Below are 13,428 nucleotides of genomic sequence, written 5' to 3' on the forward strand. Positions count from 1 at the left end.
GGGAGAAAGCACCATGCGCTACGCGTCCATCACCGAACGTCTTGCCGATCTTGGTTCGGGAAAATGGTCGCTGCATATTCGTGCCCGCCAGTTGAGGGCGAGTGGTGCCGACATCATCGAACTGACGATCGGCGAGCCGGATCTTCCGCCGGACCGTGCCCTGCTCGATGAATGCCAGCGGTCGATGAATGCCGGTCGCTATCGCTATTCCAACGGCCGCGGCGAGTCCGCCGTCGTGGCGGCGCTTGCCGAAAAGTACCGCCGTCGCCGCGCTGATGTTACGACCGAGAACGTGCTGTGCTTCCCCGGCACCCAGACGGCGCTCTTCGCCGTCATGCTGGGTCTGGCGGAAGCTGGCGATGCCGTGCTCGTCGGCGACCCGCTCTATGCGACCTACGAAGGCGTGATCCGCTCGACGGGCGCCCATCCAGTGCTGGTGCCGCTGAAGCCGGAATTCGGCTTCCACATGCAGGCGGCCGACCTTGAAATGGCGATCACGCCGGAAAGCCGGGTGCTCTTGCTCAACACGCCGCACAATCCGACCGGTGCCGTGTTGACGGCCGCTGAGATTGCCGCGATCGGCGAAGTCGCGCGCTGCCACGATCTCTGGATCGTCTGCGACGAGGTCTATGAGGAACTGGTGTTCGACGCGGTGTTCGCCTCGCCCTTCGACAATCCGGATCTCGCCGAACGTACCATCGTCGTCTCGTCGATCTCCAAGTCCCATGCCGCCCCCGGTTTCCGCAGCGGTTGGGCGGTCGGTCCGGTCGAGTTTGCCAATCGGCTGCTGCCGGTGTCGGAAACGATGCTCTTCGGCACCCAGCCCTTCATCGCCGATATGACGGCCTATGCGCTGACGCATGACATCGATACCGCCCGCCGGATGCGCGAGTCCTATAAATCCCGTGCCGCACGGATCGTGGCCGGCCTCGCCGCGGCGCCCGGCATCGAGGTCTTTGCGCCGGAGGCCGGCATGTTCATTTTGATCGACGTGTCCGGAACCGGCCTCGACGGCGATGCGTTTGCCTGGGCGCTGCTCGAAGAAGAGGGGGTTGCCGTCATGCCCGGATCATCCTTTGGCGATCAGGCGCAGAACTATCTGCGCGTTAGCCTGACTGTGCCCGATGGCGCTGTCGACGAGGCTTGCCGGCGCATCACCGCGCTCGCCGAGCGCTGCAGCCTGCGCAAGGAGCGCCGTGCGTGATCATGGAAAAGACGGTTGGCGAAGTCCTGGTCGATCTGCTCGAGGCCAATGGCGTCGAGGTGGTTTTCGGCATTCCCGGCGTGCACACGGTCGAGCTCTATCGTGGACTGACGGCATCGAAGATCCGCCACGTGACCCCGCGCCATGAGCAGGGCGCGGGCTTCATGGCCGACGGCTATGCCCGCGTCAGCGGCAAGCCGGGCGTTGCCCTCGTGATCACCGGACCGGGGCTCACGAACACGATCACGGCGATGGCGCAGGCCCGCCAGGACTCGATCCCGATGCTGGTGATCTCCGGCGTCAATCGCCGCGATTCGCTCGGCCACGGTCGCGGGCTGTTGCACGAACTGCCCGACCAGCACGGCATGATGAAGACGCTGGCGCTTTATTCGCACACGCTGCTCAATCCGCAAGACCTGCCCTTCGTCGTCGACCGTGCCTTCTCGGTGCTGGTCTCCGGCCGGCCGGGGCCGGTGCATATCGAAATCCCGACCGACGTGATGGCGGCGAAGATCGCGCCGCAGGCTGTGCGACCTGCAACGGCGACGCGCCCGCGCTCCGACAGCGAGACGCTGCAACGCGCCGCCATCCTCTGCGCCGACGCTTCGCGGCCGGTGATCATCTGCGGCGGCGGTGCGTTGACGGCGGAGGCCGAAGTCAAGGAACTTGCAGAGAAGATCGGGGCGCCCGTCGTCACAACGGTCAACGCCCGCGGCATGCTGGCCGCAAACCCCTTGCGCGTTCCCGCCAGCCCTAGCCTGAAGGCGGTGCGGGCACTGCTCAAGGAGGCTGACCTCGTTCTGGCGCTCGGCACCGAAATGGGCCAGACGGACTACGACATGTATGCTGACGGCGGTTTCCCGGCCTTGCGCAATCTGATCCGCACCGACATCGACGCGGCGCAGCTTGCACGCGGGCCGCATGCAGCCCTCTCCATCCTCTCCGGCGCCAAGGCGGCCACGGCGGGCATCCTCGCCTTCCTGCCTGGCCACACCGCGAAGGATGGCATGGCGCGCGCCGAAACTGCGCGACGGGCGGCGCTGAAGGAACTGTCGCCGAAGATGCGGGCCGGGATCGCCGTCATCGACGCGGTCTATAGCGCGCTGCCCGATTGCACCATTGTCGGTGACTCGACCCAGGCCGTCTATGCGGGCAACCTCTATTGCGAAGCGCCGCGCCAGCGAAGCTGGTTCAATTCCGCGACCGGCTACGGCTCGCTCGGCTACGCCCCGCCGGCGGCGGTGGGCGCTGCGGTCGCCGATCCCTCGCGGCCGGTGGTGTGCCTTGTCGGCGACGGCGGCTTCCAGTTCTCGCTGGCCGAGATCGGATCGGCGGTGGATGCAGAGGCGAAGGTGATCTTCCTCGTCTGGAACAATGACGGCTACCAGGAGATCGAGTCCTACATGGTCGATGCCGGCGTTACGCCGGAGGGCGTCAAGCCTTCGGCTCCAGACTTCCTGATGGCGGCCAAGGCCTATGGTGTCGAAGGACAGCGGCTTGCCTCCATTGCCGACCTTTCACAGGCTCTCGCGGATGCGGCGAAGCGCAAGCGACCGTCGCTCATCGAGATCCACGAACGGCGAACGACCGGCCTGTCCGCCTGACGGCGCCGTGCCGCCTAACGGGCCGGATTTGACTTTTCCGGCCCGCAATGGTGTTAAGGGCGCCCATGTTCGATTCCGGCCACGTTCTTTCGTTAAGGTCGGACGTTCGGGCTGAATTTCGTCTCGCTGGCGTTCAGTAGCCAAGGAAAGGGACCGCGTCCTCGATGGACCGCACGGGTGGTGGCAGCAAGAACATGCAGGCCGGCCGGCTTCTCGCCGTGCTGTGGCTGTTCTGTGCTTCCTTCGCGATGCAGGTCATCTCGGTCGGACAGAGCATCCCGTCCCGCTCGTCGTCCGGCGCCCAGGCCGGCAATGTCACTGATACCGGCTCGACCGATCGCCCCGCGGCCCGGCAGATCTCGCGGGCGACACCGCTTTCCGACCTTCGCTTTACGGCCGACCGCAAGGACGCCAAGTCCGCGGCTGATGATGGCCTGCCGGCGCTGCTGCCGGCGTCCGCCGAGCTTGCGTTTCCGGAGCTTTCGGGCGGCCGGTTCCTGCGTCGCGTCGCGCTCTCCGTCGGCAGTGCGCCGGGCCATGGCCTCCATATTCGCGCGCCCCCGCGCGCCTGATCCATCAAGCTATTCCGGCTGGCTGGCGGTTTGACCGCAGCACCGCCTTTGATGAAACAAAGTCCTGACGACGCGCCCTGTGCCCGTGCAGGCTCTTCTGGAACCACAACATGCGTACATCGAAATGGGCGATTCTCGTCTATGTCGTCGTGATCATCTTCGGATGTATCGCGGCGCTTCCCAACGTGCTGACGCCGGCACAACGTGAACAGTTCGCCGCTTGGCTGCCGGTCAAGCCGGTGACGCTCGGCCTCGACCTCAAGGGCGGCTCGCATCTCGTCCTCGAAGTCGATTCCGCTGGCCTGCGCAAGGCTCGCCTGGAAACCCTGCTCGACGATACGCGCAGGGCGCTTCGCGCCGAGCGCGTTCCGGCTTCGTCGGCCCGCATCGCCGGCGATACAGTGACGGTGAAGATCGAAGACCCGGCCGACCGCGAGAAGGTTCTGCCGAAGCTCAAGGAACTGGCTGCCCCCGTCGGAACGCTCGGTTTCGGCGGCTCGGCTTCCGATATCGAGGTGACTGAAGATGGTGATACCATCACGGTCGCGATGACCGAGGCCGGCCTCGCCGACCGCACCACCAAGGCGGTCGAGCAGAGCCTGGAAATCATCCGCCAGCGCGTCGACACCGTCGGTGTTGCCGAACCGCTGATCCAGCGCGTCGGCTCCAACCGCATCCTCGTCCAGCTCCCGGGTCTCGAAGATCCGACGGCGCTGCGCCAGCTTCTCGGCTCGACGGCGCAGATGAGCTTCCATATGGTCGATCAGACCGTGGATCCCAACCAGCCGGCGCCCCGCGGCGTCGACATCCTGCCGGGTGCGCACGACACCAACAAATACGCCGTCGAAAGCCGTGTTGCGATTTCGGGCGAGCGCCTGGCAGACGCCAAGGCCGGTTTCGACCAGCGCACCAACGAGCCGATCGTATCCTTCACCTTTGATTCGCTCGGCGCGCGCCAATTCGCGGAAATCACCCAGGCCAATGTCGGTCGGCCCTTCGCGATCGTGCTCGACGGCAAGGTCCTGACGGCGCCGGTCATCCGCGAGCCGATCATTGGCGGCAACGGTCAGATCAGCGGCAACTTCACCGCCCAGGAAGCGACCGTTCTCTCGGCGCTCCTGCGCTCGGGCGCGCTGCCTGCTCCACTGACCGTCATCGAAGAGCGCTCCGTCGGCCCGAATCTCGGCAGCGATTCCATCCGCATGGGCATCTATACCGGCCTTGCCGGCTTCGCACTCGTCGTTACCCTGATGGTCGTGCTCTATGGCGCCTGGGGCATGATCGCCAATATCGGCCTGGTGCTGCACACGATCCTGACGATCGCTCTGCTGGCGATGCTTGGCTCGACGCTGACGCTGCCTGGTATCGCCGGTATCATTCTCGGCATCGGCATGGCGGTGGACGCCAACATCCTGATCAACGCGCGTATCCGCGAAGAGACGGAAGGCGGCGCGGGCGCGATGAAGGCGCTCGATGTCGGCTTCAACAAGGCTTACGCGACCATCATCGACTCCAACGTCACGACGCTTTCCGGCACGGTGCTCCTGTTTGCCTTCGGCTCCGGCCCGGTAAAGGGCTTCGCCGTCACCATGATGCTCGGCATCATCATCTCGATGTTCACGTCGATCACCGTCGTGCGCCTGATGATGCGCGAGGTCGTCGTTCGCCGGAAGATGAAGAAGCTCGAGATCCCGTCGCTGTTCGGCCGGGTGCCGAAGCTTCCATCCTTCTCCTTCATGAAGGGCCGCTTCGTCGCCATCGGCATGTCGGCGTTCCTGTCGATAAGCTCGGTGGTGCTGTTCTTCACGCCGGGCCTCAACTACGGCATCGACTTCGTCGGCGGCATTCAGGTCGAGACCACCTCGAAGAACACGCTCGATCTTCCGGCGCTGCGCCACAATCTCGAGGCGCTCAACATCGGCGAAGTGGCGCTGCAGGAATTCGGCCAGGACAAGTCGGTCCTGATCCGCGTTCAGCGCCAGCCGGGCGGTGAGCAGGAGCAGACGGCGGCGCTGAACCGCATCAAGGATACCGTCGCCCAGACGATTCCGGACGCGACCTTCGAGCGTACCGAGGTCGTCGGTCCGACCGTCAGCACCGAGCTTGCCCGCTCGGGCTTCCTTGCCGTCGGTCTCGCCATGGTGGCGATCCTGCTCTACATCTGGTTCCGCTTCGAGTGGCACTTTGCTGTTGGCGCGATCGCGGTCCTGCTGCTCGACATCACCAAGACGATCGGCTTCTTCGCGCTCACCGGCATCGACTTCAACCTGACGGCAATTGCCGCCTTGCTGACGATGATCGGTTACTCGGTCAACGACAAGGTCGTGGTCTATGACCGCATGCGCGAGAACCTTCGCAAGTACAAGTCGATGCCGTTCTCGGAGCTGATCGACATGAGCATCAACCAGGTGATCGCACGATGCATCTTCACCTCGATGGCGACGGCCTTCTCGCTGGTGCCGATGGCAATCTGGGGCGGCGACGCGGTCAAGAGCTTCGCCTGGCCGATGATTTTCGGTGTTATCGTTGCGACGACGTCGTCGATCTATATCGGCGGCCCGATCCTGCTCTTCCTCAATCGCTGGTGGAAGGACCGCGAAGGGTCCCGTACCGGCACGAGCACGCCGCAGGCGGGCACGCCGGCGGCGTGAGCGGCCTGCAAGGCCGGATTGGGATGCGGGCGCAAGCCGCCTGATCCCGAGCCGCAGATATAAAACGTGAAGGGGCGGCCCGGCGGGTCGCCCCTTTTTTGTCCGAATGTGCTGTCTTTATCCCACCGTGCCTTGCAGACTGATTCTTCGCTACTACATAGCAGAGGTCTCCGGTTTCGGGGTTGGGAGACGGATTTTGCGTCCGGAACCCATGAAATTTGAAGGGTGAGAATTATTTTTCACTTCTTCATCTTTTTAATTGACGGAATTGGTAGATTATTCTAGTCTGCCAATACGTGAGGCGGTGAGCCCGCCTCACGGTTGTTCATCAAACGCACCGGCATGCTGATGCCGGGCCAGCCAAAGGAGAGTGACATGTTCGGAAACGTCTCGACCGCCGCCTTCTGCGGCACGCGTCCCCTTTGTCGCGCAACAGAGAAAAAACGTCTCATTCGCAATCTTTGCCGAATGTGATCGTCCAGCCCTCGATTCATCTTTGCCGAAATTGAAGTCTCCGCGCCTCAGGCGTGGAAGGAGCGTTATTTGTATGAGCAAGCAGGTTATCGAATATGGCGGCGAAGCCGTCGGAGTCGTCGTCCCCGATGCGGACCGGTTCAAGTTCCTGGCGGTGAAGTATCACGTCTGGGATCTGGACGCGAAGCGCTTCCGCTCGGCTGACGAGGCGCGCGCCGCCATCCGCCAGTTGCTGGCCCACCAGGCCGTATCGGCGGAACGGCGCGGTCACAGCGCAGCCGCCTGACACGGGTGAGGAAAGCCGTTTTCGGCTTTCCTCCCGCATCCCTCTCCGGGGGCGAACGTTTTTCCTGAAGCATTCCGCATCGTACCAGTCTCGGCGAGAGATCTCGGCAACCGCGACTTCGGCCAATTCCCCACTATAATTATATGTTGGCAGTACGTTTCTTGTGCTATGCCAAGATATATTTGCATTTGCGCGGATGATTCCCGTTCGTGGGAGCCGCAGGGAAAGCGTGCCGGAATGCTGACGAAGAAGGGAAAATACGGACTGAAGGCCTTGGTCGATCTTGCTCGGCTGGAGCCGGGGGAGACCGCCTTCATCACCGAAATCGCACAGCGCAACAACATTCCGAAGAAGTTCCTGGATACGATCCTGCTCGAACTGCGCAATGCCGGCATGTTGCGATCGAAGAAGGGGCCGGGCGGCGGCTATTCGCTGTCGCGGCCGGCCGCCGAGATTCGTATCGGTCACGTGATCCGCACGCTGGATGGGCCGCTCGCGCCGATCCGCTGTGCCAGCCGTACGGCCTATGAGGTCTGCGAGGACTGCAACGATCCCGAGACCTGTCAGGTGCGGGTGTCGATGACGACGGTGCGTGACGCCGTCGCGGCGATCCTCGACTCGATGACGCTCGAGGAATTTGCGGCAGACAAGTCGATGCCGCTCGAAACGCTGGAAGAAAAGCGGGCCGGCTGACGAAAACGCCGCCGATTACGCCAGTTTTCCCCCGAAGTCTGCTTCCAAGGCTTGGTTTGCCAAGAAAAAGCGCTTATCTGCCGTCAATGGTCTGGCGGGCAGCGCTGCAGCCTGCCGCTTAGGTCTTCGCAGAATCGGGGTCATCATGGGTTTGAGACAAGCATCGGCGCGGGAGCGCACCGCGGTTGCGGCTTTGGAGTCGATCGGCCGGACACTGACGACCGCGATGACCGGCATCAAGGCGCTGGCGGAACAGTTCGGCACCGACGAAGTCTTTGCCCGCAGCGTCGTCGATGCCGTCGAGTTGATCGGCGAGAGCCAGGGACGCGTGGTCGTTTCCGGCGTCGGCAAGAGCGGCCATATCGGCCGCAAGATCGCCGCGACCCTGGCATCGACCGGTACCTCTGCCTATTTCGTGCATCCGACGGAAGCGAGCCACGGCGACCTCGGCATGGTCACCTCCCAGGATGTGCTGATCCTGCTCTCCTGGTCGGGAGAGACGGCCGAGCTCGCCAACATGCTCACCTACGCCAAGCGCTTCAACGTACCGATCGTCTCGATCTGTGCGAACCGCGAGAGCGTGCTCGCGCGGAACTCCGAAGTGCCGATCGTGCTGCCCAAGGTGCAGGAAGCCTGCCCGCACGGCCTCGCGCCGACGACGTCCGCCATGCTGCAGCTCGCCGTTGGTGATGCGCTGGCGATCGCGCTTCTGGAACGTCGTGGTTTTTCGGCGGAAGACTTCAAGACGTTCCATCCCGGCGGCAAGCTCGGTGCGCAATTGCGGCTGGTCCGCGAACTGGCGCACGAGGGCGCGCAGATGCCGCTCCTTGAGACCGGCCGGCCGATGAGCGAAGCGCTGATCGAGATGTCGTCGAAGGGTTTTGGCGTCGTCGGCATCGTCGAGGACAGCGGCAAGCTGATCGGCGTGATCACCGACGGCGACCTGCGCCGCCACATGTCGGGCGATCTGCTCTTGCAGCCGGTCGAAGCGGTGATGTCGCGCAATCCGCGCGTGATCCGCGGTGACGTGCTTGCGAGCGGCGCCATGGAGTTCATGCAGCAGCACAAGGTGACGGTGCTGTTCGTCGTCGACGATGGCGGAGCGCCCGTCAGCATCCTCCACATTCACGACCTGCTGCGCGCCGGCGTCGTCTGAGCGCTTGCGGTCGCAAGGCTCCTCCGACCGCCGTGCGCCTCGCGGAAGCTGCCCTAGTCCTTGACCACGGCGGGCCAGTCGCTCGTCGTGCCCGGCTGCACCGGTCGCTCCAGATAGGTTGAAAGCACCACATAGCTGCGCGTCGCCTTGACGCCTGGCGTGTCGTAGAGGCGCGCCAGCAGCCCTTCGAGCGCGTGCGTGTTTTCGGTGCGGACCTTGAGCAGCATGCAGGTATCGCCAGCAACCGAGTGGATCTCTTCCACCTCGGGGTATTCCTCGATGGCAAGCAGTGCTTGCGTCTTCCCCCAACCGGTCGTGTCGACATGGACGAAGGCGAGTAACGTCTTGCCGACGGCCTCGGGATCGATCAGCGCCGAGACGCGGCGGATCGCTCCCGAACGCCTGAGGCGCTTCACGCGTTCATGCGCCGCCGGCGGCGAAAGTCCGACCCGTTCGCCAAGCTCGACGTAGCTCGTCGTCGCGTCCTCGACCAGAACGCCTAATAGCTTTCGGTCCATCGCGTCGAGGTCGCGCTCCGGCGGACGCTTCCGCCGAACGTCATCTGTATTTTGATCCATTCCGATGTTTCCTCTTGCGGCTGAATTTCATTCTGCAAACATGAGGTAATGACGAACATCAATCAATCCATTTCTGATCGATCCGTGGACAGGGTGCGTATCCCGCCCTTTGCCTATGTGCTCACCATCTGCATCGGCGTCATCGGTTGCAACTCGCTCGCGCTCGGGCCGATCGCGCCGGAAGTGGCGCGAAGCCTCGGCGCCGACGTCCCCGGCGTCATGACGGCCTCCGCCGCTTTTGGCCTTGGCACGGCCGTCAGTGCCGTCTTTCTTGGCCGCTTCATCGACCGTTACGGCCCGCGCCGCATGTTGGCTGCGGCCCTCCTGCTTTTGGTTACGGGGCTCGGCGGCAGTGCGCTGGCGCCGTCGCTTGCGTTCCTTGTCGCCGCACAGCTCGTCGTCGGTCTCGCCGCAGGCATTGCGCTGCCTTCGATCTATACGCTGGCCTCGGTCATTGCGCCGGCCGGGCGTGAGAGCGAGACGATCGGCCTGGTGCTGACCGGCTGGACGCTCAGCATGGTGGCAGGCGTGCCGCTATCGGCAGCGATCGCCGATCTTGCCGGTTGGCGCGCTGTTTATGTCATTGTCGCCGCCGCGACGATGATCGCTTGCGCCGTCGTCAAGTTCGCGGCCGTGCAGGAAGGCGCCACCGGCAGAGTGACATCGCCGCTGGCAGCGCTAAGTGTTCGCGGCGTCGCGCCGCTTCTGGTCGCCTGCGCCGCCTTCATGGCCGCCTTCTACGGCGTCTACGCCTATATCGGCGAGCATCTGCATGCCGCACTCGGCTTGCCTGTCACCGCCAACGGTCTCATCGCCGTTTCCTACGGCTTCGGGTTCGGCGCCGCCGCTTTCCTCGACCGCCTGATCGATCGCTTTGGCGCGGCTCGGTTGTTGCCGTTGATCTTTCTGGCAGTGGCGGGCGTTTATGTTGCGATGGCGATCGCGAGCGGTTCCTACTCCGGCATGCTGGCCGTCGTCTTCCTTTGGGGGCTTGCCAATCATTTCGGATTGAACGTGCTCATCATGCGGCTCACCGGGCTCGATCCAGCCAGACGCGGCGCGATCATGGGGCTGAACAGCGGGGTCACCTATCTCGCCCTCTTTGTCGGCACGATAGGCTTCGGTGCGGCCTATGCCCGGGCAGCTTTCCTCGTGCTGCCCTTGGTCGCCGCCTGCTTGATGCTGTTGGCCGCTTTCGCCGTCGCCACCGCGCGGCGCTAGGCTGATAGGTCCGCCGTCATGCCCGTTTTCTTCACACGGAAGGGGTGATCCTCGGCCGCTTTTCCGGCTTTCGGCGCGGTGGCGGGTCGACGAATGCGCCTGGCTGATTGAGGCTGTTTTCGTGCAGCCGCTTGGCGATCGCCTCGGCGCCGGCATCGGTCCCCGCGCGCGAATAGAGGTTGCCGCGCACCTGGATCGAGGCTGCGAGCAGACGGAACATCGCGTTTGCCAGTTCCGCTTGCGGCGGCTGCGGCGCGCGCCAGAAATCATCGAGCGGTTGCTGGTCGGTCAGCCCTGCGATATCGAACACAGCTGTGCCGAGCACCTTCACCGGCCGCCCCTGTTTCAGCGCGTGCAGGCCCGCAGTCGAATTGACCGTGACCATGCCTGCGCTTGCCTCTCCAAGCGTATCGAGATTGCCGCCGTCGAGATAGAAGACGCGGCCGTTCAGGCCGAGGGTGGCCGCTCGTTCTTCGACGATCCTGCGCCAGGGGATCAGATCATTGTCGAGCGGGTGCACCTTGAAGACCAGGCGCGCGTCGCTGGCAGCGAAGGCTGCGAAGGAACTGAGGACCTCGGCAATCGCGTCTTTCTGGCTGAGATACGGCGAATGTGCCCTGAGCTGGAAATCGGTTTCGAGCTGCAGCGGATAGACGAAATAGGGGGCGTCCTCCGAAAGCAGTCTGGCAACGGTCGCCTCGGCTTCGGCGTTGCGTTTCTTTTCGGACAGGAGCCGGCGGATCCAGCCCGCATATTCTGCGAGCGGATGGAAGATCGCGTGGCGCCGATAGTGCGGAAACAGGAACCAGAGAAAGACGTTCGGCAGATTGTAGAGCAGGTCGTAGCTCGCATCCGCCAGGAACGTCTGGCTGTAATGCTTGCGCCAGTCCGGCTCCGGAACGCCCGCCGCCGCCGCGAGAATCCGCGCTGGGTCGGAAGGAAAATGCGAATTCGAGGACATGCCGTCGCGCTCGAGCGTCAGCCAGTCCGGCCGTAGGTACCCCATTTCGACGATGGCGACTGCGACACCTCTGCGGCGCGCGACCTTGGTTGCCGCCTGGTGGTAGGCGCGTTCCTCGCCGAGCAGCAGCATATCGGTGACGCCATGGCGCGCGATGAAAGCCTCGATATAGGTCGGCCAGTCGGCTGCCGTGCCGCGATAGTTGGAGGCACCCTTGCGGCCCCAGATGATCTGGTCGCCGACATTGAGGTTGATCCTCAGGCACGTGTGCCCGCGTGCTTCGAGCCGATCGGCGATCTTGCGGAAGATCGGCGAGGACGGGCCCTGCAGGAACAGGAACACCCGTCGCTTTGGCCGATCGACCGCTCCAGCCGATGTCATCGAAGCGTTTTCCATCCGTCCACCACCGCCGCTACCGCAGCGTATCCTTTCTGAGGTTGGCGTGGTTGAGCAGGGCCTCGATGAGATTCCAGGCTTCGACGTTGCTCGGCTCCACCGGCTTGTGGGAGGACGACTTTGCCTTGGCAAGCGGCACGATCAGGTAGTCGGTGCGCGGGTCGGGGAAGGGGTCGGCAAAGGATTTGAGTAGCGGCGCATGGTCGCCGTAGAAGACCAGCCAGACCGGGCGATCCAGCTTGTCGAGGTGCTCGCTCAGCGTGTTCAGGGCCGCGTCGGATTGTTCCAGAATGGCCAGATAGATATCGACGGGCTTGGTAAGATCACCGACGCGACCCGGCTCCCATGGGCCGTGATTGGCCATGGATGCGACGAAGACGAAGCCGCTTTCGTCCTCTGGCAGCTTGTCGCATGCGTCGATCACTTTGGCCGCGAGTTTCTCGTCGGAGACGTATGGCCCGTCTCTGTCAGGCCGATGGTCGAAACCGTCGAGCATTGTCAGCTTTGAAAAGCCGAGTTGCGGCATCGCCTTGTGCCGGAGAAAGAAGGTGCGGTCATAGGGATGGATGAAATGCGTGTTCCAACCGGCACGCTTCATCTTTCCGGGCCAGACCACGTCGGCATAATGCGAGGCCCTGAGATAGGGGTAGCTGGCATCGACGTGGATGTCGTCAGGCACGAGGCCGCTGATGACCGCGAACTCCGTGCGCAGCGTATAGCCGCCTTCGAACACGCTGCTCAGCCGGCCCCATTGCACCGCCTCGCGCCGCAGCCGGTCCAGCGTCGGCATCTTCAAGGTCTCGACGCCGAAATGCCGCATGTCGATGAAGGATTCGGACTGCCAGACGACGATCAGCGGTGAGCCGTCATCGCCAATAAGGTCGTGCACGGCGGCTCTGACGATCTCCGAAAGCTCGGCGACGATCTTCTCCCGCCGGACGCCAAGCCAGACGATGAAGCGGAAGACGACCGAGCCGAAGGTGCCGAAACGCACCGTGTTCATCTTGACGTCGAGCACCTTCAGCAGCCTTTGCACCAGCGCTGCCGTGGGCCGGTTGACCGGGCCGTAGAACAATAGGAGCCATGGACCGTAGGCGATCCCGAGCATCAGCAGGATCCAGAACAGTTTGCCCCGGTCCGGGAGGATGGCCGGCTCGAAATACATGTAGAGGCCGGACACGCCGAAGACATAGAGGAAGGCGACGGTCCAGAAGACGACGTTCAAAGAGCTCGCGTAGAATATCGTCTTGTACTTGAACACGTCGACGACGAGCGCGATATCCGAGAAGATCAGCGGTTCGCGGATAAACTTGAACTTGGCGCGGGAAATGCCGGTGAAGATGATGAAGAAACTCATCGTGCCGGCGGCGGCATAAAGCGGTCGCCACGAGCCGGCGAAGAAACCGGCAAAGACCAGCGCGATGACCGGCAGGCGCGCAAGTGCGTCGACCACGTCCTGCGTTCGCCCGAAGGGCGAGGGATGAGCGCGCCGCTCCCGCTTCGGAAGCGCAAATCGGTCGGTGAAGAAGATCACTGCACAGGACAGCAGATAACAACTAAGCGTCAGTGTTATGGGGTAGTCGTGCAGTTGAAAGGGAAGCAACGCCAAGCGGAAACCTTCATGTCTTCATG

At 63.6% G+C, this 13,428-nt stretch carries 11 protein-coding genes; 8 read left to right on the forward strand and 3 right to left on the reverse strand.

The window, feature by feature from the left end:
* Positions 1 to 13: 13 nt before the first annotated feature.
* The 7 genes from QM996_RS00975 to QM996_RS01005 all read left to right on the forward strand — a co-directional run bounded on the left by QM996_RS00975 (position 14) and on the right by QM996_RS01005 (position 8,640).
* Complete coding sequence (locus QM996_RS00975; RefSeq protein WP_500268910.1) at positions 14 to 1,204, forward strand: pyridoxal phosphate-dependent aminotransferase; 1,191 nt, start codon at positions 14 to 16, stop codon at positions 1,202 to 1,204.
* A gap of 2 nt (positions 1,205 to 1,206) precedes the next feature.
* On the forward strand, positions 1,207 to 2,808 hold the full coding sequence (locus QM996_RS00980; protein WP_500270364.1) for a 5-guanidino-2-oxopentanoate decarboxylase: 1,602 nt from the start codon (positions 1,207 to 1,209) through the stop codon (positions 2,806 to 2,808).
* Positions 2,809 to 2,972: 164 nt separating this feature from the next.
* Positions 2,973 to 3,380: a hypothetical protein gene (locus QM996_RS00985; RefSeq protein WP_500268911.1), complete on the forward strand. Its 408-nt coding sequence runs from the start codon at positions 2,973 to 2,975 to the stop codon at positions 3,378 to 3,380.
* Positions 3,381 to 3,490: 110 nt separating this feature from the next.
* The gene (secD, locus tag QM996_RS00990) at positions 3,491 to 6,031 is read left to right on the forward strand and encodes a protein translocase subunit SecD/SecF (protein ID WP_500268912.1); all 2,541 of its coding nucleotides are present in this window, start codon (positions 3,491 to 3,493) and stop codon (positions 6,029 to 6,031) included.
* 547 nt (positions 6,032 to 6,578) lie between these two features.
* Positions 6,579 to 6,791, forward strand: coding sequence for a hypothetical protein (locus QM996_RS00995; RefSeq protein WP_173515543.1), 213 nt, complete (start codon positions 6,579 to 6,581; stop codon positions 6,789 to 6,791).
* 237 nt (positions 6,792 to 7,028) lie between these two features.
* Positions 7,029 to 7,484, forward strand: a complete 456-nt coding sequence (locus tag QM996_RS01000) for an RrF2 family transcriptional regulator (protein WP_113536486.1) — start codon at positions 7,029 to 7,031, stop codon at positions 7,482 to 7,484.
* Between the two features lie 145 nt (positions 7,485 to 7,629).
* Positions 7,630 to 8,640, forward strand: coding sequence for a KpsF/GutQ family sugar-phosphate isomerase (locus QM996_RS01005; protein ID WP_500268913.1), 1,011 nt, complete (start codon positions 7,630 to 7,632; stop codon positions 8,638 to 8,640).
* Positions 8,641 to 8,693: 53 nt separating this feature from the next.
* Here QM996_RS01005 and QM996_RS01010 read toward each other — a convergent pair whose 3' ends face one another.
* On the reverse strand, positions 8,694 to 9,218 hold the full coding sequence (locus QM996_RS01010) for an Lrp/AsnC family transcriptional regulator (protein WP_500268914.1): 525 nt from the start codon (positions 9,216 to 9,218) through the stop codon (positions 8,694 to 8,696).
* 48 nt (positions 9,219 to 9,266) lie between these two features.
* Between QM996_RS01010 and QM996_RS01015 the strand changes: the two genes are divergently transcribed.
* Entirely contained in the window at positions 9,267 to 10,439 is a 1,173-nt protein-coding gene (locus QM996_RS01015) for an MFS transporter (protein WP_500268915.1), read from the forward strand.
* A 31-nt stretch (positions 10,440 to 10,470) separates the two neighbouring features.
* Here the strand turns inward: QM996_RS01015 and QM996_RS01020 are convergent, their stop codons facing one another.
* Both QM996_RS01020 and QM996_RS01025 read right to left on the reverse strand, forming a co-directional pair.
* The gene (locus QM996_RS01020; RefSeq protein ID WP_500268916.1) at positions 10,471 to 11,781 is read right to left on the reverse strand and encodes a capsule polysaccharide biogenesis protein; all 1,311 of its coding nucleotides are present in this window, start codon (positions 11,779 to 11,781) and stop codon (positions 10,471 to 10,473) included.
* Positions 11,782 to 11,812: 31 nt separating this feature from the next.
* Positions 11,813 to 13,405, reverse strand: coding sequence for an LTA synthase family protein (locus QM996_RS01025; protein ID WP_500268917.1), 1,593 nt, complete (start codon positions 13,403 to 13,405; stop codon positions 11,813 to 11,815).
* Positions 13,406 to 13,428 lie beyond the last annotated feature (23 nt).

It is taken from the genome of Sinorhizobium chiapasense, from assembly GCF_045277575.1.
GTDB lineage: Bacteria > Pseudomonadota > Alphaproteobacteria > Rhizobiales > Rhizobiaceae > Ensifer > Ensifer chiapasense_A.